The sequence below is a fragment of the Roseomonas marmotae genome, from assembly GCF_017654485.1.
Classification (GTDB): Bacteria; Pseudomonadota; Alphaproteobacteria; order Acetobacterales; family Acetobacteraceae; genus Pseudoroseomonas; species Pseudoroseomonas marmotae.
This window is the reverse complement of the sequence record NZ_CP061095.1, coordinates 195,561-219,566: the sequence shown is the minus strand read 5'-3', so window position 1 is coordinate 219,566 and position 24,006 is coordinate 195,561. Positions and strand designations below refer to the sequence as shown.

At 69.6% G+C, this 24,006-nt stretch carries 20 protein-coding genes; 11 read left to right on the top strand and 9 right to left on the bottom strand.

Translation table 11 applies throughout. The annotated features are described in order from the left end of the window. Positions 1–39: 39 nt before the first annotated feature. The gene (locus tag IAI58_RS21510) at positions 40–789 is read right to left on the bottom strand and encodes a DUF3750 domain-containing protein (RefSeq protein ID WP_207448406.1); all 750 of its coding nucleotides are present in this window, start codon (positions 787–789) and stop codon (positions 40–42) included. Between the two features lie 70 nt (positions 790–859). On the opposite strand from IAI58_RS21510, the gene IAI58_RS21505 reads away from it, so the two are divergent. Further along, the gene (locus tag IAI58_RS21505; RefSeq protein WP_207448407.1) at positions 860–1,552 is read left to right on the top strand and encodes an isochorismatase family protein; all 693 of its coding nucleotides are present in this window, start codon (positions 860–862) and stop codon (positions 1,550–1,552) included. Positions 1,553–1,557: 5 nt separating this feature from the next. On the opposite strand, the gene IAI58_RS21500 is transcribed toward IAI58_RS21505, so the two are convergent. Continuing rightward, a complete protein-coding gene (locus IAI58_RS21500; protein ID WP_207448408.1) occupies positions 1,558–2,241 on the bottom strand; it encodes a FadR/GntR family transcriptional regulator in 684 nt (227 codons plus the stop codon). A 100-nt stretch (positions 2,242–2,341) separates the two neighbouring features. Between IAI58_RS21500 and IAI58_RS21495 the strand changes: the two genes are divergently transcribed. The 6 genes from IAI58_RS21495 to IAI58_RS21470 all read left to right on the top strand — a co-directional run bounded on the left by IAI58_RS21495 (position 2,342) and on the right by IAI58_RS21470 (position 8,165). Continuing rightward, complete coding sequence (locus IAI58_RS21495; protein ID WP_207448409.1) at positions 2,342–3,031, top strand: fumarylacetoacetate hydrolase family protein; 690 nt, start codon at positions 2,342–2,344, stop codon at positions 3,029–3,031. A 130-nt stretch (positions 3,032–3,161) separates the two neighbouring features. Beyond that, positions 3,162–3,512, top strand: coding sequence for a CidA/LrgA family protein (locus tag IAI58_RS21490; protein WP_207448410.1), 351 nt, complete (start codon positions 3,162–3,164; stop codon positions 3,510–3,512). Between the two features lie 7 nt (positions 3,513–3,519). Next, a complete protein-coding gene (locus IAI58_RS21485) occupies positions 3,520–4,239 on the top strand; it encodes an LrgB family protein (RefSeq protein ID WP_207448411.1) in 720 nt (239 codons plus the stop codon). Between the two features lie 31 nt (positions 4,240–4,270). Further along, positions 4,271–5,272, top strand: a complete 1,002-nt coding sequence (locus tag IAI58_RS21480) for a 2-hydroxyacid dehydrogenase (protein WP_207448413.1) — start codon at positions 4,271–4,273, stop codon at positions 5,270–5,272. Positions 5,273–5,355: 83 nt separating this feature from the next. Continuing rightward, complete coding sequence (locus tag IAI58_RS21475; protein WP_207448415.1) at positions 5,356–6,867, top strand: phospholipase D-like domain-containing protein; 1,512 nt, start codon at positions 5,356–5,358, stop codon at positions 6,865–6,867. 71 nt (positions 6,868–6,938) lie between these two features. Next, the gene (locus tag IAI58_RS21470) at positions 6,939–8,165 is read left to right on the top strand and encodes a serine hydrolase domain-containing protein (protein WP_207448417.1); all 1,227 of its coding nucleotides are present in this window, start codon (positions 6,939–6,941) and stop codon (positions 8,163–8,165) included. Positions 8,166–8,183: 18 nt separating this feature from the next. On the opposite strand, the gene IAI58_RS21465 is transcribed toward IAI58_RS21470, so the two are convergent. From IAI58_RS21465 to IAI58_RS21445, 5 genes are all read right to left on the bottom strand, one after another. Next, on the bottom strand, positions 8,184–9,413 hold the full coding sequence (locus IAI58_RS21465; protein ID WP_207448418.1) for an extracellular catalytic domain type 1 short-chain-length polyhydroxyalkanoate depolymerase: 1,230 nt from the start codon (positions 9,411–9,413) through the stop codon (positions 8,184–8,186). A 23-nt stretch (positions 9,414–9,436) separates the two neighbouring features. Continuing rightward, positions 9,437–9,859, bottom strand: coding sequence for a CopG family transcriptional regulator (locus IAI58_RS21460; RefSeq protein ID WP_207448419.1), 423 nt, complete (start codon positions 9,857–9,859; stop codon positions 9,437–9,439). A 158-nt stretch (positions 9,860–10,017) separates the two neighbouring features. Next, entirely contained in the window at positions 10,018–11,871 is a 1,854-nt protein-coding gene (gene ftsH, locus IAI58_RS21455) for an ATP-dependent zinc metalloprotease FtsH (RefSeq protein WP_408906210.1), read from the bottom strand. Between the two features lie 263 nt (positions 11,872–12,134). Further along, entirely contained in the window at positions 12,135–13,334 is a 1,200-nt protein-coding gene (locus IAI58_RS21450; protein ID WP_207448421.1) for an MFS transporter, read from the bottom strand. 9 nt (positions 13,335–13,343) lie between these two features. Further along, a complete protein-coding gene (locus tag IAI58_RS21445; RefSeq protein ID WP_207448422.1) occupies positions 13,344–13,865 on the bottom strand; it encodes a hypothetical protein in 522 nt (173 codons plus the stop codon). A 312-nt stretch (positions 13,866–14,177) separates the two neighbouring features. Between IAI58_RS21445 and IAI58_RS21440 the strand changes: the two genes are divergently transcribed. The 4 genes from IAI58_RS21440 (at position 14,178) to IAI58_RS21425 (ending at position 21,370) form a co-directional block, all read left to right on the top strand. Further along, positions 14,178–15,566, top strand: a complete 1,389-nt coding sequence (locus tag IAI58_RS21440; protein ID WP_208776304.1) for an amidohydrolase family protein — start codon at positions 14,178–14,180, stop codon at positions 15,564–15,566. Positions 15,567–15,686: 120 nt separating this feature from the next. Next, positions 15,687–15,884 carry a hypothetical protein gene (locus IAI58_RS21435; RefSeq protein ID WP_207448423.1) on the top strand — a complete coding sequence of 66 codons (198 nt, stop codon included), beginning with the start codon at positions 15,687–15,689 and terminating at the stop codon, positions 15,882–15,884. Positions 15,885–16,323: 439 nt separating this feature from the next. Further along, positions 16,324–20,628 carry a cellulose synthase subunit BcsC-related outer membrane protein gene (locus IAI58_RS21430; RefSeq protein WP_207448424.1) on the top strand — a complete coding sequence of 1,435 codons (4,305 nt, stop codon included), beginning with the start codon at positions 16,324–16,326 and terminating at the stop codon, positions 20,626–20,628. A gap of 7 nt (positions 20,629–20,635) precedes the next feature. Further along, positions 20,636–21,370 (top strand): ABC transporter permease, encoded by a 735-nt coding sequence (locus IAI58_RS21425; RefSeq protein ID WP_208776303.1) that lies wholly within the window; start codon positions 20,636–20,638, stop codon positions 21,368–21,370. A gap of 22 nt (positions 21,371–21,392) precedes the next feature. Here the strand turns inward: IAI58_RS21425 and IAI58_RS21420 are convergent, their stop codons facing one another. Further along, on the bottom strand, positions 21,393–22,538 hold the full coding sequence (locus tag IAI58_RS21420) for an alginate O-acetyltransferase AlgX-related protein (protein ID WP_207448428.1): 1,146 nt from the start codon (positions 22,536–22,538) through the stop codon (positions 21,393–21,395). A 10-nt stretch (positions 22,539–22,548) separates the two neighbouring features. Next, entirely contained in the window at positions 22,549–23,967 is a 1,419-nt protein-coding gene (locus IAI58_RS21415; protein WP_207448430.1) for an MBOAT family O-acyltransferase, read from the bottom strand. Between the last annotated feature and the right edge of the window lie 39 nt (positions 23,968–24,006).

The window sequence follows — 24,006 nt, the reverse complement described above, 5'->3', positions numbered from 1 at the left end:
CAGGAGCCGCCGGACGCCGGCAAGCGTCTCCGCAACGGTTCAGCCCGCGCTCACCCCGAGCCGCCCGAGCCCGGGGAGCTTGATGGCGGGGCGACGCAGGTCCAGCCCGGCCACGGCGCCCAGGATGTTCAGCTCGATCCCTTCCACCCAGGCCAGGGTCAGCCCGCCATAGCCCCCCAGGGTCAGCCGGATGCCGGTGCCCGAAGGGGTCAGGCGCAGCCAGCGGCCATCATAGGGATAATCCTTACCGATGGCGGTGGGCGGCAGCGCCAGCTCGATCTCCGGCAGCCCATCCAGCACGGCGGCGACGAAGGTGTTGGAATTCGGCCCGGGCCAGGCGCGGTAGTCGCCGCGGTTGCGGTAGGCATACTGCGCGATGGACTGTCGCAGGCGCGGGATCAGCGCCTCCGCCCTCTCGCCATCAGCGGCGAGGACCGTCTGTGGCGCTCGGCCGAACCAGCGGCCATCAGGCTCGAAGCCGTTCATGCGGATGGGCTCGCCCCAGGCGGTGTAATCGTAGCGCGTGTAGTGGGAAGCGCCTTCCTCCTTGAAGACGATCCAGCAATGCACGGCGAAAATGCCGCGCCAGCGCACCGTCTGCGCGGCGAAGACGCGCAGCACGGCCGGCCTGTGCGTCTCTGCCGGCGGCAGGATGCCGGCACTGGAACGGTCAGCGGTCTGCCAGCCCGCGCCCTGGCCGCTTTGCCAGTAGAGCGCGGCGGAGACGCCGAGCGGGAGGAGGAAGAACAGGAGGAAGAGCCAGGCGGCTGGCTTCAGCAGGGCGAGCATGAACGGAAGATTGTTCCGCTCATGCCATCTGCAATCTCCCCAGGCCTGTTTCTGCCTGTAACCTGCCGCCATGACGCAGACCGTGACCCTGCCGGCCCGTCCCGGCCCGCTGCCCATCTCCGCCGCCGATGCCGCGCTCATCGTGGTGGATATGCAGAATGCCTATTGCAGCCCCGGCGGCTACCTGGATCAGGCGGGCTTCGATGTCAGCGGCAGCGCGCCGGTGATCGAGGAAGCGCGCCTGACCATCGCCGCCTGCCGGGCGGCGGGCATGCCCGTCATCTATCTGCAGAACGGCTTCGAGCCCGACCTGCGCGAGGCCGGCGGCCCCACCGCCCCGGTCTGGCACAAATCCAATGCCCTGCGGCTGATGCGGGAGAAGCCCGAGCTGGCGGGACGGCTGATCACCAAAGGCGGCTGGGACTACGAGATCGTCGAGGCCCTGCGGCCGGAGGCGGGCGATATCGTGGTGCCGAAATCCCGCTACAGCGGCTTCGCCGGCACCAACCTGGAACAGATCCTCGCCGCCCGCCGCATCCGCACCGTTCTGATCCTGGGCGTCGCCACCAATGTCTGCGTCGAGAGCACGCTGCGGGATGCCTATCACCGCGAGTTTTTCCCGGTGATGGTGACGGATGGCACCATGGCCGCCGGGCCGGGGCAGCAGGCGGCCACGGAGTTCAACGTGCTGCACTTCTTCGGCTGGCTGACCACGGGGGCGGAGCTGCGCGCCGCCCTCGGCAGCAATGCGGGACCGGGCTGAACGCCTCAGGCCTGGGCGATCAGGCGGTGCACGGCGGCGATGTGGTCATGCATATGCGCCGCCGCCGCCTCGGCCTCCCTGGTCGCGATGGCGGCGACGATCTGCTCGTGCTCGGCGAAGGAGGGATGGCCGGGTGGCGGGCCTTCCGGCTGCGGGCGCGGCCTGTCCCAGGTCAGCACGCGGCGGATGGCCGCCAACTGGTCGAACAGATGCAGCAGCAGCGGGTTGCCGGCGGCGGAGGCGATCTCCCGGTGCAGCCGGGCGTCCTGGCCCTCATAGCCCCGCCAGGAGAGGCCCGGACGGCGGGAGGCCTCCATGGCGGCGCGCATCGCCTCCAGCTGCGCCGGCTTGGCATTGCGGGCCGCCAGCGCCGCAAGCTGCGGCTCCAATGCGAGCCGGGCATTCAACATGTCCGTGGCATCCGCCTGCCGGGCCAGATGCGCCACGTCGCCGATGGCTGCCAGTGGCCGGGGCCCCAGGAAGGTGCCCTTGCCGACATGGCGCCAGAGCTGCCCCTCGGCCTCCAACATCGCCAGGGCCTTGCGCAGCTCGGCGCGGGAGACGCCCAGCGCCTCCGCCAATTCGCGCTCCGGCGGCAGCCGGCCGGAGGCGGGGAGGGCGATGCTGGCGAGATAAGCCTGCAGCAGTGTCATGACCGGCGTGCCGTGGAGGCCGGAATCAGGTTCCATGGCCTCTGCCATAGGCGTCCCGGCTTCATTGCGCCACCCGCTTGACGCCTCTCCCGTGCGGGCCTAACCAATCAATGGAATTGGTTCAGGAGCAACCGCCATGCGCTATGTCATCGAGCCCGCGCCCGAGACGACCATCCCGGTCAAGGGAGAAGAAGGCGTCTTCCCCGTCCGGCGCATCTGGTGCGTCGGCCGCAACTATGCCGAGCATGCGCGGGAAATGGGCCACGACCCCGACCGCGAACCGCCCTTCTTCTTCTCCAAGCCGGCCAATGCCGCTGTGCCCGGCGGCACGCTGCCCTTTCCCGGCCAGACCAAGGACCTACACCACGAGGTCGAGCTGGTGGCCGCCATCGGCAAGGGCGGCAAGAACATCCCGCAGGAGCGCGCGCTGGAGCATGTCTATGGCTACGCCATCGGCCTGGACATGACGCGGCGCGACATCCAGGCGGAAGCCAAGAAGCTTGGCCGCCCCTGGGAACTCGCGAAGGGCTTCGACCAGTCCTGCCCGATCAGCGAGATCGTCCCTGCCTCCCGCATCGGCCATCCGAGCCGGGGCAAGATCGAGGTCACCGTGAACGGCAAGGTGCAGCAGACCGGCGACCTGAGCCAGATGATCTGGTCCCTGCCGGAAGCCATCGCCTATCTCTCCCGCTATGTGGAGCTGCTGCCGGGCGACCTGATCATGACCGGCACCCCCGCCGGCGTCAGCGCCGTGAAGCCGGGCGACACCATGCATGGCACCTGCGAGGGCGTGGGCGAGGTCACGGTGACCTATCAGGCGGTCTGAGCCTCCCGCCTGACGCACACCCGGCCGCTGCTCATCATGCGTTGCGGCAGCGGCCGGGCAGAGGGAAATCTGGGGGTTCCTGCCGCGGAAGGACCCTTCTCATGCCCCTGTCGTTCACGGTGCGCCAGCCATGACCGGCGCCATCACCGCCCTGCTGGCCTGCCAGCTGGCCGGCGAGCTGCTGGCGCGGGTGCTGCGCCTGCCCATCCCCGGCCCGGTCATCGGCATGATGCTGCTCTTCGTCATCCTGCGCCTGTGGCGCGGGAAGGAGGAGCCGCCGCCTGCCCTGGGCCGCGTGGCCGACGTGCTGCTCGGGAATCTCGGGCTGCTGTTCGTGCCGGCGGGGGTGGGGGTGGTCGTGCTGCTGCCCACCCTGGCCAGCAACTGGCTGCCGCTGGCACTGGCCATCATCCCCGGCACGCTGCTGAGCATGGCGCTGACCGGGCGCCTGGCGCAGTTCCTGCTGCGGCGCCGGGGCTGACGTCGCCATGCCGCAGGACCTTGCCGATATCTGGGTCTATCTGGCGCGGGAGCCACTCTCCGCCCTGACCTTCACCCTACTGGCCTGGCTGGCGGCGCTGCGCATCCAGCATCTGCTGCACCGGCACCCGCTGGCGAACCCCGTGCTGATCGCCGTCGCCATCCTGTCGTTCGGGCTGCTGGTGACGGGGGTGGATTACCGCGCCTACTTCCAGGGCGCGCAGTTCGTCCATTTCCTGCTGGGGCCGGCCACCGTGGCGCTGGCGGTGCCGCTGCACCGGCAATGGCGTGACCTCAACAGCGCGCTGCTGCCGGCGGGGCTTTCCATCCTGCTGGGGGGGCTGCTCTCGGCGGGGCTGGGTGTCGGGCTCGCTGCGGCCTGTGGCGCGGCGCCGGAGATCCTGGCCTCGCTGGCCCCACGCTCCGTCACCACCCCCGTCGCCATGGGCGTCGCCGAGCGGCTGGGCGGATTGCCTTCGCTCACGGCCATCGTCGTGCTCTGCTCCGGCGCCGTGGGCGCGGCGCTGGGCCCGCTGGTGATGAACTGGGCCGGCGTGCGGGACTGGCGGGCGCGAGGGCTGGCCATCGGCACCGTCTCGCACGGGCTGGGCACGGCGCGGGCGCTCTCGGTCAACCTCACCGCCGGCGTGTTCAGCAGTCTCGCCATGGGGCTGAATGCGGTGTTGACGACACTCTGGTTGCCGTTCCTGTGGAACCTGATGCGTTGATTAGGCTGAATGACGGCAGGGAGACCCGACCATGCGCATCGCCTTCTTCAGCACCAAGTCCTACGACCGCCAGAGTTTCGAGGAAGCCAATACCGCCTTCGCCCATGAGATCGGCTTCCTGGAGCCGAGGCTGGACGCGGTGACGGCATCGCTGGCGGCTGGCTGGCCGGCGGTCTGCGCCTTCGTCAACGACCGGCTGGATCCCGCTACCCTGGCCGTTCTGGCGGAAGGCGGCACGCGGCTGGTGGCCATGCGCTGCGCCGGCTTCAACAATGTCGATCTGGCGGCGGCGGCGCGGCTGGGGATCACGGTGGTGCGTGTGCCCGCCTATTCGCCGGAGGCCGTGGCGGAATTCACCATCGGGCTGATGCTGTCGCTGGACCGCAAGATCCATCGCGCCTGGGCCCGCGTGCGGGAGAATAACTTCTCGCTGGATGGACTGCTGGGCCTGGGGCTTCACGGGCGCGTGGCCGGGGTGGTCGGCACCGGGCGTATCGGCGCCCTGGTGGCGCGCGCGCTGCGGCTGGGCTTCGGCTGCGAGGTGCTGGCCGCCGACCAGGTGCAAAACCCCGCCCTGGTCAGCGCCGGCGTGCGCTACGTACCGACCGAGCAGTTGTTGGAGCAGGCGGATATCATCACCCTGCACTGCCCGCTGACGCCGGGGACGCGCCATCTGGTCGATGCCGCCAGCATCGCCCGCGCGCGCCCTGGCTTCCAGCTGATCAATACCAGCCGTGGCGCGCTGGTGGACGCCGATGCGCTGATCGACGGGCTGAAGCGCGGCCTTGTCGGCGGCGTGGCGCTGGATGTCTATGAGCAGGAGGGCGACCTGTTCTTCGAGGACCTGTCCAACGAGATCATCCAGGACGACGTCTTCCAGCGGCTGCTGACCTTTCCCAATGTCCTGGTCACCGGGCATCAGGCCTTCCTGACGCGCCCGGCGCTGCATGCCATTGCCGAGACGACGCTGCATTCCGCCGCCGATTTCGAGGCTGGCCGACCTCTGCCGAACCGGCTGCCCGCCTTGTCCTGAACGGAAACCCTGGTGGCGGAACACCGTTGCACCGCCGCCGTCGGCATTCCGCCGCGTGGAGGAGGGCGGCCAGTGGCCGGGTCATGACATCAGCCGGTATCGAGCAATCCGCATTGGCCGGGACGACATCCTCGCTGCTGCAACCCGGGCGGAATTGCTGGCGCGTGGCGCGCGCCGACCACGCCGCGGTGATCGTCGATGCCGACGACTATTTCCGGGTCGCGCGGGCAGCGATGCTGGCGGCGAAGCACCGCATCATGCTGGTGGGCTGGGATTTCGACGCGCGCATCCGCCTCGGCAAGGCCGATGCGGCGGATGAGGCACCGGAACGGCTCGGCGACTTCATCCTCTGGCTGGTGCGGCGGCGGCCGGAGCTGGAGATCTATCTGCTGCGCTGGGATATCGGCGCCATGCGGGCGGTGTTCCGCGGCACGACCGTCTTCACGCTGATGCGCTGGATGTGGCATCCGCGCATCCAGGCGCGGCTGGACAGCGCGCATCCGACCGGCGCCTCCCACCACCAGAAGATCGTTGTGCTGGATGACAGCCTGGCCTTCTGCGGCGGCATCGACATGACGGGCGACCGCTGGGACACCCGCGCGCACCGGGATGAGGAACCGGACCGCCGCCGCCCGGGTGGCAGCCCCTATGGCCCCTGGCACGACGCCACCACCGCGCTGGATGGCGAGGCCGCGCGTGTCCTCGGGCAGGTGACGCGCGACCGCTGGCACGCCGCCGGAGGGCAGGTGCTGCAGCCGGTGGAAAGCTGCACCGACTGCTGGCCGGAGATGCTGAAGCCGCAGTTCCAGGATACGGATTTCGCCATCGCCCGGACCTATCCGCGCATGCCGGATGTCGAGCCTGTCCTGGAGATCGAGCAGCTCTACCTGGACCTGATCGCCAGTGCCCGGCGCATGATCTATGCGGAGAGCCAGTATTTCGCCTCCCGCCGCATCGCCGAGGCCATCGCCCGGCGGCTCTCGGAGCCGGACGGGCCGGAAATCGTGCTGGTCAATCCCGTCTCGGCGCAGGGATGGCTGGAGCCGGTCGCCATGGATACCGCCCGCGCCCGGCTGCATGAGGCGCTGCGCCGCGCCGATACGCATGGCCGGCGCTTCCGCCTCTATCACCCTTTCACCAGGGGCGGGCAGCCCATCTATGTCCATGCCAAGATCATGATCGTGGACGACCGGGTGCTGCGGGTCGGCTCCTCCAACCTCAACAACCGTTCCATGCGGCTGGACACGGAATGCGACGTGGCGGTGGATGCCGGCGCGCCGGCCGATCCTGACCTCTCCGCGCGCATACGCCGCTTTCGCGACGGGCTGCTGGCGGAGCATCTCGGCGTGACGGAGGAGGAGGTGGCACAGCGCATGGAGACGGAGGGTTCGCTGGTCGGTGCCGTCGAGGCGCTGCGTGGCCCCGGCCGTTCGCTCCGCCCCTATGAGGAGCCGGAGCTGAATGTCGTCGAGGAATGGCTGGCGGACAACGAGGTGCTGGACCCCGAGGGGCCTGAGGAGATGTTCGAGGCGGTCAGCCAGCGCGGCCTCTTCCGCAAGGGGCGGCTGCGGCGCCTGCTGCGCCGGGGGCGCTGAGGCGCGGTCTGGCCATCGGGTGCCCCCGGGCGCATGCTGCCGGCTTGTTCCAGTTGCAGGGAGTGCGACGGATGGAGAGTGCCCTTCACCAGGTCCGGCCCGAGGATGTCGGGCTCAGCAGCGCCAGGCTGGCGCGGGTTGATGCCTGGCGGGAGGCGCTGGTCCGCGACGGCAGGCTGGCCGGTGCCACCACGCTGGTGATGCGGCATGGCCAGGTGGCGCATCTCGGCTGTTCCGGCCTCGCGGATATGGCGCGTGGCGTGCCGATGACGCCGGAGACCATCCTGCGCATTTATTCCATGACCAAGCCGCTCACCAGCGTCGCCATCATGATGCTGTACGAGGAAGGGCGTTTCCAGTTGGACGACCCGATCACGCGCTTCCTGCCCTGCTTCCGGGACATGCGCGTTTTCACCGGTGGTAGCCAGGGAAGTTACCAGAGCGTCCCGGCCGAGCGTGACATCACCTTCCGGGACCTGCTGACGCATACCTCGGGCCTGACCTATGGCTTCATGCAGGCCAGCATGGTGGACGCGCTCTACCGAGAGCAAGGCGTGGATTTCCAGACCTCCGACCGCAGCCTGGGCGAGGTGGTGGAAGCTGCCGCCGGCGTGCCGCTGCTGGCGCAGCCGGGGCGGGAATGGAATTACTCCATCGCGACGGATGTGCTGGGGCATCTGGTCGCCGTCATATCGGGCCAGGATTTCGGAACGTTCCTGCGGGAACGCCTCATCCAGCCGCTGGGTATGGTGGACACGGATTTCCATGTGCCGGCAGGGAAGCTCCCGCGCTTCGCCGCCTGCTACGGCCGCGGCGCGGACGGGCGCCTGTCGCTGATCGATGACCCGCAGGACAGCCGCTTCGGCGAGCCCCGCGCCATCTGCTCGGGCGGCGGCGGACTGGTCTCGACCGTCGGGGACTATGTCCGCTTCTGCCAGTTCCTGTTGAACAGAGGCGAGTTGGACGGCACCCGCCTGCTGGGCCGCAAGACCATCGCGCTGATGATGAGCAATCATCTGCCCGGCGACATGGCGGCCATGGGCCAGCCACGCTTTTCCGAAAGCACTTATGAGGGAATCGGCTTCGGCCTCGGCTTTTCCGTGATGCTCGACCCGGCGCGGGCGCAGATCCTGGGCTCGCCGGGCGAATGCGCCTGGGGCGGTGCCGCCAGCACCGCCTTCTGGGTGGATCCGGCCGAGGACATGGCGGTGATCCTGCTGACCCAACTCATACCGTCCTCCACCTACCCGCTGCGGCGGGAGCTGAGGGTGCTGACCTATCAGGCCCTGATGGACTGAGGCTGGCGGGTCCCGGAGTTACGGCGTCGTGATTCCGCGCGGATGCTCCAGGAAGAAGCGGAGCATCTCGCGCGATGCGTTAGGGCCTCGTGGGTCGGTATAGGACCCGGCGGCGCTGCCGCCGTACCAGGCGTGGCCACCGCCATGGACCAGCCAATGCTCATGCAAGGGCTTCCCGGCGGCATCCGTATGGATGGTGCGGCTATAGGTGTGCCCGCCCGGCACCTGCCCGCGTTGCGGCTCGGCCCGCCGGGTGCCGGCCATGGCGAACTGGGCGATGACCTGATCGCCGTTGCGGGGATGCACCGTGCCGTCCTTGTCCCCATGGAACACGATGGTCGGGACGATGCGCGGGCTTCCCCCGGCCGCTCCCGCGCGGATGGGCTGCTGCGGCGCCGCGCCATTCCGCATGGCGGCGAAGGCCGAGGGAACGTCGCGGGCCGCGCCGCAGGCCAGGCCGGAATGCACGCCCGCGGCGGCGTAAAGGTCCGGATAGGACTGCGCCATGATGGCCGCCGCGGCGCCGCCGGCGGACAGCCCGGCGATGTAGACGCGGCCTGGGTCGACCGCGTAGTCGCGCATGACCTGACGCGTGATCCCGGCGATCAGCGCGGGCTCGCCCTGGTCCCGCTGCTGGTCGCCAGGGCTGAACCAGTTCCAGCACTTCTGGGCATTGGCCGATGATGTCTGGCCGGGATAGACGATCAGGCAGGCCTGTTCCTCGGCCAGCGCGTTCATTTGCGTGCCGGCGGCGAAATCATCCGGTGACTGCGTGCAGCCGTGGAGCATGACGACCAGGGGCACTGCCTCACCGGCATAACCGCTGGGGATAAAGAGCTTGTAGCCGCGGCTCCCGGCATCGCTGCTGTAAGAGCCGGCCAGGAAGCGCGCACCGTCGGGAACCGGCACGGCCGGACGGGACGACAGGCCCGAAGCGAGACCGCCCTGATTGAACTGGTCGAGAAGGCCTTGCAGCGCCTGCGGCATCCTGGCCTTGCCCATTCCGGCGGCGGCTGGGCGCCTTGCGGCCGCCATGGGGTCCGGGGTTTCACCCGTCTCGGGGTCGATGTCGATGACGCGCCGTGGCTGCCCGCGGGCTTCGCCGGTGGTGCCGTGCGCTGCTGGCGCATCGGCAGGCGGCTCTCCGCCACGAAGGAAGTGTTGCAGCAGGGTGGAGGCTTCGCCCAGCCGTCCTTCACGGACGAGACGGGTCGCCTGGAGCATGGAGTTCGGAAGAACCGTGTTCATGTCTGAAACTTTCAATGCGCCTCTCAGCGGATGCGATCGGCGAGCGCGGCCTTCACCGCGCCGCTGGCCTGCAATGCGCCAAGGACGGAAATCGTGGCGATCGTGTCGCGGGCCAGCTCCGGCGAGACATCGGCTGCGATGCTTGCCAGGCCCAGTACCCGGATGTCGAGACGCTGACCCGCCGCGCGGGCGGCCTCGAGGTCTTCCCGGCTGAAATGCCGGACCCCGAGATCGAGACCTTTGCGCGTGACGGATTGCCTGGCCGCGTCGGAATGCCGCTCGATCTGGTTGCGGATCGCGGTGCGGATGAAGTCGGTCCGGTTGGAGTAAAAACCGTCCTGAACCAGCAGGTCGATATGACCGAGGTCGACATAGCCCAGGTTGATGGTGATCTTCTCGGTCTCGCCGCCGGGCTTGGGCCGGAGCTCATGCACATTCCCAGCCATCTGTTCGCCATCCTCTGACCATCCATGTGGATGGTAGATGGGTCCTTGGCAGTGGCTTTCAAGGAGCATCGGCCATAGCGGACGACACTCGTTCCGGAACGATGCGGGGTGGCTTCGGCTTTCTCACCCGCCCAGGGCGGCAGGCGCGGGGCGGCGCCTCACTGCGCGGCCGTGGCGTCCGGTTGCGCCGGCTCGGCGGGCCGTCCGGCGAGCCGGGTCAGCTCCGCCTGGTCGAGCGTCTCCATCTCCAGCAGCTGACGCGCACCCTTGTTGAGGACCTCGCGGCGCTCGCGCAGCAGGGCAAGGGTCTGTTCCAAGGCTCCGTCCACGATGCGGCGTACCTCCTCATCGATCGCGTTGGCCGCCGCCTCGCCGTATTCTCGTCCGCGCGCGCCGCCCCCCAGCGGGCCGCCATCGGCGAGGAAGGACCGTGGATCACGCTCGTAGGTGACGCTGCCGAGCTTCTCGGACATGCCGTAGCGCGCCACCATCGCGCGCGCAGTTTCGGTGACGCGCTCCAGGTCGTTGGCGGCGCCCGTCGAGAGGTGGCCGAAGACGATCAGCTCGGCGGCGCGCCCGCCGAGCATCACCATCATCTTCCGCTCCAGCTCCTCGCGCGTCATCAGGAAGCGGTCCTCGGTCGGCAGCTGCACCGTGTAGCCGAGCGCGCCGATCCCGCGTGGAATGATCGAAACCTTCTGCACGGGGTCCATGCCCGGCAGTGCCAGCGCCACCAGCGCATGGCCCATCTCGTGATACGCAACAATCTCCCGCTCCTTCGGATTGAGCAGGCGATTGCGCCTCTCGAGGCCGGCGACGATGCGCTCCACCGCATTGCTGAAATCGGCCATGGTCACGGCATCCGCGCTGCGGCGGGTCGCCAGCAGCGCCGCCTCGTTCACCAGGTTCGCGAGATCCGCGCCGGTAAAGCCCGGCGTCAGCGCGGCCACCTTCTCCGCGTCCACATCCGGGCCGAGCGTCACCTTGTGCATGTGGACGTGCAGGATATCCACGCGGCCCTTCCGGTCCGGCCTGTCCACCAGCACCTGACGGTCGAAGCGCCCCGCGCGCAGCAGCGCCGGGTCTAGGATCTCCGGCCGGTTGGTCGCGGCCAGGATGACGAGGCCGGAGCGGCTGTCGAAGCCATCCATCTCGACCAGCAACTGGTTCAGCGTCTGCTCCGCCTCGCTATGGCCACCATAGGCGCCGCCGACGCCGCGCGCGCGGCCGAGCGCGTCCAGCTCGTCGATGAAGATGATGGCCGGCGCCCTGGCACGGGCCTGCTCGAACAGGTCGCGCACCCGTGCCGCGCCGACGCCCACGAACATCTCGACGAATTCGGCGCCCGAGATGGAGAAGAACGGCACCTTGGCCTCGCCCGCGACGGCCTTGGCCAGCAGCGTCTTGCCGGTGCCGGGCGGGCCGACCAGCAGCACGCCCTTCGGCATCCGCCCTCCGAGCCGGCGGTAGCGCTCGGGCTCCCTGAGGAAGTCCACGACCTCCCGCAGTTCGTCCTTGGCTTCGTCCACGCCGGCGACGTCGGCGAAGGTCACGCCGGTATCGGCCGCGACATAGACCTTGGCCTTGCTCTTGCCGATCTGCATCAGGCCGCCCTGGCCCATCCCGATGCGCCGGCCGATCCAGAGCCAGGCACCGACGAACAGCAGCACCGGGACGATCCAGGAGAGCAGCATCGGCAGGAGGTTGCTCTCGACCTGGCCGGTGTAGCGCACGCCGTGGCGGCTCAGCTCCTCGGCGAATTCCGGCGGCTCCACCCGAGTGGTCGCGAAGCGGATCTGCCCGCCGGGCAGCGGCTCCTTGAGCTCGCCCTGGAGGAAGCGGTCGGAGACCCCGACCTCGGCGATCTTGTTCTCCTGCAGGAGTTGCTGGAACTGGCTGTAGGGGATCGTCGCCACCGGTCGCACGACGGTCGTCGCGACATACTGCGCCGCCACGAGGCCAAGCAGCGCCGCAACCCAGTACCAGGCAGTGAATGTGCTTCTCTTCATCACTGCCTGCCTTCCTGTCCAATGCCAATCCGCCAAGACAACGCCGGGTCCGGCTCCGGTGGACTTCGGCGCGTGGCCCGCCTTCGTCCGGTGGCGGTGCGCGGCAGGTGCTTGAACCGATGCCGTCACTCTACGATGGGCGCCCCTGAAGGATTCTAACACTGTTCCGCGAACGAAGGTTCCGGTGCCGGCCTCCGCGCCAGCATGATTCGCCGCCGCGTATCCGCTTCGCGAACTTCCTGGTTCCGGCATCGAAGAAGCGGAGCCTAGGCAGCTCCGTTCTCTTTCTCCCGCGTCTCCGGCATGGCGAAGAGCAGCAGAGGAATCGCCAGAAGGCCGCAGCCGGCCAGCATGCCGAAGGCCGCCGCTGGCCCGAACCAGGTGGAGACGGCGCCCGCGAGGCTGGTGCTGATGGTACCGCCGATGCCCACGGCCAGGCCGAACAGCCCCATGCAGAGGTTGAAGCGGTTGGTGCCGCGCGTCAGGTCGGCCGCCAGCAGCGGCAGCAGCACGCCCATCACCGCGGCGCTGATGCCGTCCAGCGCCTGCACCGCCGCCAGCCCGATCGGGTCCGAGACCACGGCCAGCAACGCACCGCGCAGCGGCAGCGCGCTGAAGCCCAGCAGCAGCACGATGCGCCGCCCCCGGGATTCCGCCAGCCGCCCGACCCATGGCGAGAGGGCCGCCACCACCAGCTGCGGCACGACGATGCAGGCGGCGATGACGAGATTGGCTTGCTCGCCGCCGAGGCGCGTGATCTCGGCTCCCACCAGCGGCAGCATGGCGGCGTTGGACAGCGTGAAAAGCAGGCAGCAGAGCGCGAAGACCAGGACGCCCCGGTTGCGCAGCAGCAGCCAGATGCTGTCGCGCGGCGCGGCGGTCTTCGGGTCACGGATGACGGGCGGCGGATGCAGGTCTTCGGCGCGGATCATCATCAGTGCGATCAGGCTCGGCACCGTCAGCGCGGCCGTCAGCCAGAAGACCGAGGCGCCGGAGAGCCAAGCGCCGACGCTGCCCATGGCCGCGGCCGCCACACCGTTGCCTATCGAGGCATAGCGCGCATTGCGCCCGAGCCGCTCACCCAGCCGCGCCCGGCCCACCAGTGCCAGGCTGATGGCGGCCACGGCGGGCGCCAGCACGCAACTGGCGACGCCATGCAGCACTTCCGATGCGATGACCGGCAGCCATTCCGGCCAGGCCGCCAGCAGCAGGGCGCTGACGGCGATGCTGGCCAGCGCCACCAGTGCCGCCAGCCGCTTGCGGGGCGTGGCGTCCACCAGCATGCCGGCGGGCACCTGGGCCAGCATGGCGGTGGCCGTGCCGATGCTCAGCACGAAGCCGATCTGCACCTCGGTCCAGGCCTGCGCGGTCAGATAGACGGCGACGAAGGGCCCGAACCCCGTCTGCACATCGGCGACAAAGAAGTTGAGCCAGTCCAGCGCCCGTTCGCTGCGTCGCGATGCCATGCCGACGCCTTACTCCTTTCCGGGCGCTTCCTCCGGCGGCTCAGCCTGGCCGGCCTCTGGCGGCGCCGCCATCACGGCCGGCTCGCCATCCTTAAAGTCAGGGACGTCACGAAGTTGCTCCCGGCCCAGGCTCAGCTGGATGCCGTCGGCCTGGAAGCTCAGGCAGCGCCAGGCCACGGCGATGCGCCGCTTACCGACGCCAAGGAAGCCACCGTAGTCCAGTACCGCCCCTACCGCCCGGCCGGCGGGGTCCACCAGCACGTTGACGAACTGCGCCACCACCATGCCGGAGGGGCCCTTCACGTCCCTTCCCAGCAGGGGCACGGCCGATTTGTCCAGCTTTTCCTGCGCCGCCGGGGGCAGGGGGGGCGGCTGTGGCGCGGGCGGCTGTTGGGCCGGGGGCTGTGGCGCGGGCGCCTGGCTGATTGGCGGGACAACTGGTGCATCCTGGGCCGCGGCCAGGCCGGGTATCGTCATGCCCAGGCAGGCAGCCGCGAGGGAGAGGCGCGAGAGGAGGGATCGCGTGGCCATGACCTTTACCTGCGCTTATGAACCCGGCCTCGCAAGCCTCATTGAAGCGCCGGCCAGCCGCCTGTCGTGGAGACGCTGTCCGGTGAGGCGGGCTTACGGGCCATCGGTGCCCTGGCAAGTTCACGGACACCCTGAACGCGCCGTCGGCTTGCCGGGCGGGGTGGCGAGCGACTCGGGGTCCGAATCCCGCCATATCGTCGATGGGCCGGGCGCGAAGGTCCCGCCGGACCTCCAGGATCGTGCAGGCACCCGCATGACGCGGGGCAGATACGCGGTTAAGCCTGTCGCAGACCCGCCCGAGGAGCATGCGCGATGTCCCTGACCGAGCCCGGTACCACCGCCATCTTCGGCTCCTATGTCCTGACGGAGCAGGATGGTGAACAGACGGTGCTGCGCGACCACTGGGTACTGACCGAGGGCCGGCGCATCGCCGCCATCACCACCACCAGGCCGCGCGCGGATATTGTGCTGGACAAGCCCGGATACTTCCTGCTGCCGGGCCTGATGAATCTGCACAACCACTGCTTCAGCGAGGCGGTGGCCCGCACGCATACCGAGGACGGTGCGGGACGGAAGAACAATGCCAGCATCGTCTATACGGTGCTGCTGCCGCTGACGAAGCGCGGCATCGAGATCCTCTCGCCGGAGGAGCGGATGGCCGTCGCCCGGCTCGGCATCCTGCAACTGCTGAAGGGCGGCGCCGCCACGGTGATGGAGCCCTTCCGCAACGGCATCCCGGAGATGTTCGATGCCGCGCTGGAGATGGGCATCCGCTTCTATGGCGCGCCCTATCTTTTCTCCACCGGCGATGCCCGGGCCGATGCCTCGGGCCAGGTGACTTACGCGGGGAATGACGGGGAGGCCGACCTCACCGCCTGGAACGCGCTGCATGCGCGATGGGAAGGGCAGGACCAGGGCCGCATCCGGCTGGCGATGAGCCCCCATGCCACGGATACCTGCGGCCCCGACCTGCTGCGCGCAGCCACGGCGCGGGCACGGGCGCTGGGAGTGCCCGTCACGACCCACCTGGCGCAGAGCGCGGAGGAGGTGAGGACCATCGGCGGGCGTTATGACGGCCGCACGCCGGCGGAATATCTGGACTGGCTGGGTGTGCTGGGCCCCGACCTGCTGGCGGCGCATTGCATCGCCAGCACCGATGGCGATCTGCGGCTGATGGCCGCGCGCGGCGCCACGGTGTTGAACTGCCCGCGCGTCTTCGCCCGCGCCGGCACCACCGCCTCCTATGCCCGCTTCGCGGAACATGGCGTGCGTACGGTCATCGGCACTGACGGCTACAACATGGACCTGCTGGGCGAGGTGAACGCGGCGGCCATCATTTCCAAGATCGATGCCGGCAGGCCGGACGTGGCGAATGCGCCGCAGCTGATCGGCGCCGTCACGCGCGACGCCGCGGCCGCCATAGGGCGAGGCGACCTGGGTGCGATCCGCCCCGGCGCCACGGCCGACCTGACCCTGGTGGACCTGACGCATCCGCATCTGCAGCCCTTGTTCGACCCGTGCCGCGCGGTGGTCTGGCTGGCCAACCGCGCCAATATCGACGGCGTCATGGTGGATGGCCGGTTGCTGCTGCATGGCGGGCAGCTGCTGGGGGGGAATGAACATGCCATCACCGCCGACGGCGCCGCCGCCATTCAGAAGATCTGGGACCTGCCGGAGGCCCGGGCCGCCTTCGCTGGCTGAGGCACGACAAAAAGCGCGCCTGTGGCAAACCGATCCGGCAGGCGCACGTTGAGCCCTTGTCCCGAACGCCGCGCCGGTGCCTTGGCGGTGCCAGGCGGCACAGCACAAGGAAGGAAGACCATGAGGACCATTACCCTGGGTGCCCTGGGGCTCGGCCTGCTCGTCGCCGCCTGCGCGCCATCCGGCAACCAGACCGGACCCGCCTCCGGCGAAGTCGTGCGGGAAGGCGGCCGGCCCGCCGAGGCCCGTGGCTCCGCGCCGCCGCCGCCCGGTACCCCGATCATGAATACCCGTCCCGGCACCGGCGAAACCCGCTGAGACGGATGGGCGCCGGGACATCTCCGCTGCCCCGGCGCCTTCCACCCAGGCGCTGCCTTCGACCCGCACCCGGCCGGAACGGGGGCAGGGAAAACCCATGCCCCTTCTGTCTCACCGTGCTACGGCCCGGCCGCAGGATGATACATCCAGTGCAATTTCCGCCTGGACGATTTTCCGGTTAAACGGCGGCAGCCAAGGACACGCCATAGTTGCGTGGCCCGGCGTCTGGCACCGGCACATCACCGAAAAGCGGCGAATTTGCCACAGCGCCGGCATGTCCTACTCAAAATTCATGCATTTCTGAGAAAATTCGACGCATCCCGACGCCCCTGGCTGTAGCTTATCATCAGGATGTGGGCGGCATAGATTTGCGTGGAGCGTGCTTGCCTGCGGGCAGGGGAACTCGGGCAAATCGCCTTCGGCGAACGGATCGGATCGGATGACACAGGCTTCCCAACAACGCGCCAGCGTGCCTCCGGCCGAGACCTCCGGCTGTGGGCGGGGCGCACCGGTCCTGGGAGCGGTGCTGGGGAGCCTGATCCTGGGCGGCACGGCGGTCGCCCAGGCGCCGGTCCCCGATCCCGCCCCCTCCACGGCCGCTTCCACTGCCGCGACCCCGGCCGGACCGGCCAGTGCCGTCACTACCCTGGCCGAGCAGATGGAGTTCTGGAGCGCGCAGAACCGGCCCGAACTGGCTTATGCCGCGGCCGAGCGCCTGCTGGCCATCAGCCCGCGAGACCCCGATGTGCTGGCCGGCGCCGCCGAGATCGCCATCCAGCTCGGGCGCGGGGGGGAGGCGGAAAGCCATCTCGCCATGCTGCGCCGCGTTGCGCCGAACGACCCGCGCATCCCCCTGATCGAGCGGCAACGGAGTTTCACGGAGGCCGATCGCGCGGCGCTGGAGGAAGCGCGCGCCCTGGCGCGGTCCGGCCGGGCGGCGGAGGCCGTGGCGCGCTACCGTGCCCTCTTCCCCAATGGTGCCTTCCCCGGAGGAATCGCTGAGGAATATTACCGCGCCCTCGCCAGCATCGACTTCCAGAACTTCCGGGAGGCCGTGAAGGCGCTGAGCGCCATGGTCCAGCGCGACCCCGATAACCCGCGCCTGCAACTGACGCTGGCGCAGATCCAGACCCTCCGGGAAACCACGCGCTTCACCGGCATCGAGACACTGACCCGGTTGACCCGGAACCCGCAGGTCTCGGCGGCGGCCCGTTCCGCCTGGCGTGACGCGCTGCTCTGGGAGGGGCCGAGCGGGGAGCTGATCACGGCGATCGAGGCCTATCTCGCCGCTAATCCCCCCGATGCGCAGATCCAGGCGAAGCTGCAGGAGGCCAGAAGCTCGCTGCCCGATGCCGCGACGCAGGCGCGTCTCCGCGGCTTCGACCTGCTGCAGAACAAGAAGGATGTGGCTGCCGCGGAGAAGGAGTTTCAGGAGTCCCTGGCGCAGCGACCGGACGAGGCCTCCGCGCTGGCGGGGCTGGGGCTTGTGCGGCTGCAGCAGGGCAGGCTCCAGGAAGCGCGGCAGCTGCGCGACCGCGCCGTCGCCGCCGCCCCGGACCGGCGGCAGGAACTCGTGAACATGTTCGACCGGCTGGGCTTCGCCGACCTCGCGGCGGGTCAGGTCCAGCAGGCGGAGCGCACTTTCCAGGAGACTTTGGCCGCCTCGCCAGAGGATGCGACCGCCCTGGCCGGCCTGGGCCTGGTGCGGGTACAGCAGAAAAAGCTGGAAGAAGGGCGGGAGCTGCGCGACCGGGCCATCGCCCTGGCACCGGCGCGGACGGCGGAATTCGCCAGCATGTTCGTGGGGCTGGCTTATTCCGATATGCATGCCGGCCAGTTGGCCAAGGCCGAGCAGGGCTTCCAGATGCTGCTGGATGTCCGGCCCGAGGATGTCGATGGGCTGGCCGGCATGGCCTATCTGCGACAGCGGCAGGGCCGCTTGGCCGAAGCCCGGCAGTTGCGCGACCGTGCGCTGTCCCAGGCTGGTCCACGCCGGGCGGAGGTTGCCTCCATGCTTTCGGGCATCGGCGGCGGAGGCATATCCGCCGGGCCCGCGCCGAACAGCCCCTCCGCCCAGGCGCGGCAGGCGCTGGGCCGGGGTGATCTGGAGCGGGCGGACCAGCTGGCGCGCCGGGCCGCCCAGGGCAATGCGGCGGAACAGGTGGCGGCCGAGACCATCCTGGGCCAGATCGCGCTGCGGCGCGGAGATCTGAACACGGCGGAGGGCCGGTTCCGCGCCGCCCTGGCCCGGCAGCCCCGCCTGCCGGAAGCGGCGGGCGGCCTCTATGACGTGCTGTTGCGGCAGAACCGCTTCGCCGAGGCCGAGGCGCTGCAGCGCGAGACCGGCTTCAACCCCGCCGGCGGTACCGGCGCGCAGCGCGCCTATGCCCTGCGCGACGAGGCCAGCCGCAGCAACGACCCGGCCGTGGCCCTGGCTCTGCTGACCCAGGCGCGGGACCTGGACCCGAAGAACCCATGGGCGCGGCTGGACCTGGTGCGCCTGCTCCGCAACCAGGGCCGCGCGGATGCCGCGGCGCGGGAGGAGCAGGATCTCGCCGCGCTCGGCACGCCCGACGCCTCCTATGCCGCCGCGCTGCTGGCACAGGAGGAGCAACGTCATGGCGAGGTCATCACCCGTCTGGAGGCCATCCCCAACCGGCTCCGCAACGCAGATGCGAACCGCCTGCTGACCCAGGCACGGCAGGAGCAGGAGATCGCGCGGCTGGAAGGCCTGGCCCGTACCCTGCCGCGCTCGGACGCCATGCAGCGGCTGATCGCCCTGGCCTCCCGCCCGGACCCCTCCGGCACCATGGCCCCTGGCGTGGTCCGCGCGCTGGGCCGCCTGCGCCAGCCGGAGGCGGCGGCGCAGGCCGCGCGCCTCGCCCTCGCCCTCAACCGCAATGCCTCGGTCGATGCGCGCATCCAGCTGGCAGGCGCCCTGCTCTCCGCCCAGCAGGTGGAGGAGGCCGAGGCGCTGACCAGCAACATCCTGCTGGACGGCAAGCTGACGGAGGAGCAGCGGCGGCAGATCCTGGCCCTCAGCGCCGGCAGCGCCGTGGTGGAATCCGGCCAGTTGAGCGCCGAGGGCAACCAGCAGGCCGCGCTGGCGCGGCTGCAGCCCGCCTTGCAGCAGATGCCGGAGAATGCCTCGGTCAATCTGGCCCTGGCCCGCGTCTACCTGGCCAGCAACCGGCCCGACGAGGCGCAGGCCATCGCCGATGCCGCCCTGGCGCGCAGCCCCGGCAGCCTGGAGGCTCTGGCGGTCGCGGCCGACGCAGCGCTGGCGCGGCGTGACTGGCAGCGGGCCGATGCGCTGTTACAGGAAGGCCGCGGCCGCTACCCGGCCGAGCCGCAGATCATGCTGCTGGACGCCCGCGTGGCACGGGCGCGCGGCGACCAATATCGCGCGCTGCGCTCGCTTGAGGGGGCGGGCGTGCGTCGCCATGCGCAGTTGCAGGCGGCGGGCGGACGCGGGGGTGACGCCGCCCTGCTGGCGGCACGGCTTCGCAGCAGCGCCAGCGAGACGCCGGCCGGCGCCGAGATCGCCGACCCCGTGGCCGCGCAGATCGCCACCGAGCTGGCGGCGGCGCGGCAGGAGACGGCCACCTGGGTCCAGGGCGGCGTTGGCCTGCGCACCCGCTCCGGCGAAAGCGGGCTGAGCGAGCTGGCCGAGGTGACGGCGCCGGTCGAGGTTTCGGCCGCCATGCCGGGCATCGGCGGGCGGGTGGCGGCCAGGGCCGAGGTTGCCACGCTGAGCGCCGGCACGATCAATGGCAGCCTCAACAGCATGCGGCAGTTCGGCACCAATCCGCTGGCGGGCGGCAGCACCGCCGGGATGGTCAGCCCCAGCGGCCGGGCCAGCGGCGTGGCACTGAATGTCAATTATGCCTATGGGGACCTGAAGGCGGATGTCGGCACGACCCCGCTGGGCTTCCGGCGCTCGAACGTCATCGGTGGCATCGAATACGCCCCGGCGCTGACCGACCGCCTGCGCCTGCGCGCGGTGGGTGAGCGCCGGGCGCTGAATGACAGCGTGCTTTCCTACGCGGGCCTGCGGGATGACCGCAGCGGCCTCACCTGGGGCGGCGTCGCCAGCAGCGGCGGCCGCGCGCAGCTGGAATATACCATCGGGGATGCCGTGCTCTATGGCGGCGGCGGTTATGCGACCATCGACGGGCACCGCGTGGCCGGCAACAGCCGTTTTGACCTGGGCGGCGGCATCGGCTGGACCGTGCTGCGCCAGCCCGACCAGGAGCTGATGCTGGGCTTCGATGTCCGCTACGCCGAATACGAGAAGAACCTGCGCTACTTCACCCTGGGCCATGGCGGCTATTTCAGCCCGCAATCCTATGTGGCGGCGGTGGTGCAGGCGGACTGGCGGAAGCAGATCGGCGATCTGCGGCTGCGCCTGGGCGGCGCCCTGGGCTGGCAGAACTATCATGAGGATGACAGCCCGGTCTTCCCAACCGATCCCGCCCTCCAGGGGCAGCTGGCCTTCGCGGCGGCGGGCGATGGCACGCTCAACAGCCGCTATCCCTCACGCGATGGCAGCGGTGCCGTCGGGTCGCTGCGGGCCGAGGCGGAGTACAACATCACGCCGCAGCTCCGCATCGGTGCCTATGCCACCTATGACCGTGCCGGGGACTGGAACCAGGCCACGGGCATGGTCCGCCTCCGCTATGCGCTGGAGCAGCCGGGGCCGGAACTGACCGGTTTCATGCTGCGGAACACGGCGCTGCGGTGAGATACGGATGCGCAACTTTGTCCTCCCCTCCGCTGGCCATGCCATGCCGGTGATGCCTGTTTATCGCCCTCGCCGCATGGTCCTTGCGGCATGCATGCTGGGCGGTCTCATGGCCCAGCCGGCGCTGGCCCAGGCTCCGATGCTCTATGAGCAGCGCCTGCCGGATGACCTGGCATTTATCCGTATAATTAACGCCCTGCCCGGCAGTGCTGACATCACATCTGACATCATGCCGGGCTTTACCGTAGGGGACGGAGAGGCCGACCGCATCGGCCCCTATGTGCCTGCTGAAAAGGCGACGGGGCAGGAGACGCGATTCCGCATCACCGAGGGAGGGGAAGAGCTTTCTTCTGCCATTACCTTCGAGAAAGGGTATAACACACTGATTCTGCTAAGGCAGGAGGGAAAGCTGACGGCGATGAATCTTCCGGACAGCCTGGAATTCAACCAACTGCGGGCCCGTCTGGCCTTCTACAACCTGATTCCCGGTTGCGGCGATGGGGCACTGACCTTGGAGGGTTCCAATCAGGCGATCTTCACGGGGGTCGCACCCTATACCACCAAGGCCCGCAGCGTGAATCCCGCCGCCGCCAGCCTGCGTGCCTCATGCCAGGGGCAGCAGGCGCCGGTGCGGGATCTCGGCCGGCTGGAAGCTGGCGGGCAGTACAGCATCTGGCTCATGGCGCCCCAGGGCCAGCCAATCACCGTTCTGGCGAGGGACCGGATCGCGCCACGGCGGTGATACGGCTTGGGTGGGGCTGGCGTCAGTGACCCGCGCCGGTTTGCCAGAGGTCAAGGAAGTTCTGTTCCGCTGGGCCGATCGGCTGGCCGATGATGCGTTCCGGAATTTCCCAGAGCACCATCCTGGGCGGCGTCTCGCGGAAGGCCTGGCCGCCGAAATAGTCGCTGGCGGCGCGGAAGAAGCCGCCGCCCTCCTGGGCGAAATTCGCGACCGTGACCCCCAGCGCCTGCTGCAGCCGCCCATGGAAATTGGCGTTCATGGAATAGGATGAGCCGATCAGCGTCACGGGGGGCGCCGGCGTGTCGTCCAGCAGTCCGCCTCCCGGCGCGGCGGGTTGCAAAGGTTCCGTGATTTCCCTGCGCTGGCGGTCCGGCGCCGGGCGCAGCCAGTCCGGCACATGATCCAGGCTCATCAGCCGCAGCAGGTCGCCGGGGCCATGGCTCTCCTCCGCCTCGGCGCTGGTGCGGAAGGCTTCGGCTGGTTCGATGCCCATCCGCCGCACCACCGGGGCGATGGCCCAGGCAGCGGCGGCGGCGCCATGCTGGCTCCAATGCGTGTCGGTGCGATAGAAGGCCGGGGCCTCACGCCCTGCGGTTTCCAGCGCGGGCAACAGGCCGAGATGCGGGAGGCCAGCGGTCTCCAGCGCCTGGAGGAAGCCGCCATAGCGGGCCCGCGCCTGGGCGGACCAGGGGGCGCCGCAGAGGTCCCGCGCATGGACACGCGCCTTGTCCGGCACCACGGCCACCAGCATCTGGATTCCCTGGCTCGCCAGTCGGCCGGCGATGCGCTTCAGGGCGTCGACGCGGGCGACCTGATGCGCCTGGGCATCCGGCCAGGGGCGCAATTCATCGGTCAGGTAGAGCCATTCGTCGCAGCCGGCGCGCACCTGGGGCCCGGCGGAGCGGAAGAGCATCCAGCGGAAGACACCCCCGGCGGCGCGGAGCTGCCGGTCCACCGGCAGGTCCTGCGCCATGGCATGGTTTACCGCCGCCGCCGTCTGGCCGGAGAGGAAGGCGTCGAGGGACAGGGTCCGGTGGATGCGTGCCTGCGCCACGGGCCGGGCGAGGGCGCAGACGCCCTGCCAGAAGCCCCAGGCGAGCAGAAGGACCAGGGCGATACCCTGGCCGGCCAGGGCGGCGCGGAGGAAGGGGCTGGCGGGCGGGCGCATCGCGGCCTTCTCAGAACTGGAAGTAGAGGAAGGGCACGGCGGCGCGGCTGTAGAGCAGCACCAGGCTCAACAGGAAGCCGAGGAAAGGGCCGGCGATCCAGGCGGCGCGCCAGATCGGACCGTTCTGCTCCGGCGGGCGGAACATCGGGGTATGACGGGCGAGGGCGGGCAGATAGACCAGGACAGCGGCGGCCAGCATGGTCCACCACTGGTCCGGCGTAACCTGCCAGGCCAGGGCATCCGTCAGCCCCGTTCCATTCAGCCCGAGCATGCCGCCATACATCCCGAAGCCGCCCTGGATGCCGGGTGCGCGGAAGGTGACCCAGCCGATGACGATGCAGAGCATCAGCAGCGCGTGGCCAAGGGCAGGGGGCATGCGGAAGCCGGCCCGGCTCCATCCGCGATGCAGTGCCAGCATCCCGCCATGCCAGGCGCCCCAGAGGACGAAACTCCAGTCAGCGCCGTGCCAGAGGCCGCCGATCACCATGGTCAGGAACAGGTTGAGATAGGTACGGAACCGGCCATGCCGATTGCCGCCGAGGGGGATGTAGAGATAGTCCCGCAGGAAGCGACCCAGCGTGATGTGCCAGCGTTGCCAGAATTCCTGGATGTTGCGGGAAAGATAGGGACGGTCGAAGTTCTCGGGGAAGTGGAAGCCGCACATCAGCGCCAGGCCGATGGCCATGGCGGAGTATCCCGCGAAATCAAAGAAGAGTTGCAGCGTATAGGCGATGGCGCCGGCCCAGGCCTCGGCCAGCGTCGGCTCGGGCAGGGCGAAGACGGCATCCACCATCGGGCTCAGCGTATCCGCCAGCACCACCTTCATGGCGAAGCCGGTCATGAAGCGCCGCGCGCCGGCACCGAAGAGCGCCAGCGAATGCCTCCGTTGCTTCAGATCCTGCTCAACCTCGGCATAGCGCACGATGGGGCCGGCGATCAGCTGGCTGAAGATGGCCTTGTAGGTGGCATAGGCGATGAAGTCGCGGCTGACCGGCACCACGCCGCGTCGCAGGTCGATCAGGTAGCTGACGGATTGCAGCACGTAGAAGGACAGGCCGATGGGCAGCAGGATGCCAGTCCAGGACAGCGGCGCGGCGCCGAGGATAGCGGCGAGGTCGTTGAAGCTCCGCACGCCGAAATCGGCGTATTTGAAGTAGGCGAGGACGCCGAGATTGCCTGCGATGCCCAGGATGAACAGCCGCCTGCCACGGGCGGTCTCCACGCCCGCGGCATCCATCAGCCGCGCGACGGTGAATGTGAAGACCGTGACGCCGATCAGCAGCGCCAGGAAGTCCACCCGCCACCAGGCATAGAAGAGCCAGGAGAGGATGAGCACGGGCCAGTTGCGCCAGCGGGCCGGCGCGAGGAAATAGATCGTGAAGTAGACAGGCAGGAAGAGGAAGACGAACTCGAAGGAAGCGAAGATCATGCGGGCACGCCTGCGGAGGAGGGGCCATGTCTGGGGCGG

What these genes read in the sequence shown, in the direction of transcription:
- IAI58_RS21500 (WP_207448408.1), bottom strand. Translation starts at nt 2,241, where the DNA reads ATGGAACCTGATTCCGGCCTCCACGGCACGCCGGTCATGACACTGCTG.
- IAI58_RS21475 (WP_207448415.1), top strand. Translation starts at nt 5,356, where the DNA reads ATGACATCAGCCGGTATCGAGCAATCCGCATTGGCCGGGACGACATCC.
- IAI58_RS21465 (WP_207448418.1), bottom strand. Translation starts at nt 9,413, where the DNA reads ATGAACACGGTTCTTCCGAACTCCATGCTCCAGGCGACCCGTCTCGTC.
- IAI58_RS21485 (WP_207448411.1), top strand. Translation starts at nt 3,520, where the DNA reads ATGCCGCAGGACCTTGCCGATATCTGGGTCTATCTGGCGCGGGAGCCA.
- IAI58_RS21480 (WP_207448413.1), top strand. Translation starts at nt 4,271, where the DNA reads ATGCGCATCGCCTTCTTCAGCACCAAGTCCTACGACCGCCAGAGTTTC.
- IAI58_RS21495 (WP_207448409.1), top strand. Translation starts at nt 2,342, where the DNA reads ATGCGCTATGTCATCGAGCCCGCGCCCGAGACGACCATCCCGGTCAAG.
- IAI58_RS21435 (WP_207448423.1), top strand. Translation starts at nt 15,687, where the DNA reads ATGAGGACCATTACCCTGGGTGCCCTGGGGCTCGGCCTGCTCGTCGCC.
- IAI58_RS21490 (WP_207448410.1), top strand. Translation starts at nt 3,162, where the DNA reads ATGACCGGCGCCATCACCGCCCTGCTGGCCTGCCAGCTGGCCGGCGAG.
- IAI58_RS21450 (WP_207448421.1), bottom strand. Translation starts at nt 13,334, where the DNA reads ATGGCATCGCGACGCAGCGAACGGGCGCTGGACTGGCTCAACTTCTTT.
- IAI58_RS21440 (WP_208776304.1), top strand. Translation starts at nt 14,178, where the DNA reads ATGTCCCTGACCGAGCCCGGTACCACCGCCATCTTCGGCTCCTATGTC.
- IAI58_RS21460 (WP_207448419.1), bottom strand. Translation starts at nt 9,859, where the DNA reads ATGGCTGGGAATGTGCATGAGCTCCGGCCCAAGCCCGGCGGCGAGACC.
- IAI58_RS21425 (WP_208776303.1), top strand. Translation starts at nt 20,636, where the DNA reads ATGCGCAACTTTGTCCTCCCCTCCGCTGGCCATGCCATGCCGGTGATG.
- IAI58_RS21505 (WP_207448407.1), top strand. Translation starts at nt 860, where the DNA reads ATGACGCAGACCGTGACCCTGCCGGCCCGTCCCGGCCCGCTGCCCATC.
- IAI58_RS21415 (WP_207448430.1), bottom strand. Translation starts at nt 23,967, where the DNA reads ATGATCTTCGCTTCCTTCGAGTTCGTCTTCCTCTTCCTGCCTGTCTAC.
- IAI58_RS21510 (WP_207448406.1), bottom strand. Translation starts at nt 789, where the DNA reads ATGCTCGCCCTGCTGAAGCCAGCCGCCTGGCTCTTCCTCCTGTTCTTC.
- IAI58_RS21470 (WP_207448417.1), top strand. Translation starts at nt 6,939, where the DNA reads ATGGAGAGTGCCCTTCACCAGGTCCGGCCCGAGGATGTCGGGCTCAGC.
- IAI58_RS21430 (WP_207448424.1), top strand. Translation starts at nt 16,324, where the DNA reads ATGACACAGGCTTCCCAACAACGCGCCAGCGTGCCTCCGGCCGAGACC.
- IAI58_RS21445 (WP_207448422.1), bottom strand. Translation starts at nt 13,865, where the DNA reads ATGGCCACGCGATCCCTCCTCTCGCGCCTCTCCCTCGCGGCTGCCTGC.
- IAI58_RS21420 (WP_207448428.1), bottom strand. Translation starts at nt 22,538, where the DNA reads ATGCGCCCGCCCGCCAGCCCCTTCCTCCGCGCCGCCCTGGCCGGCCAG.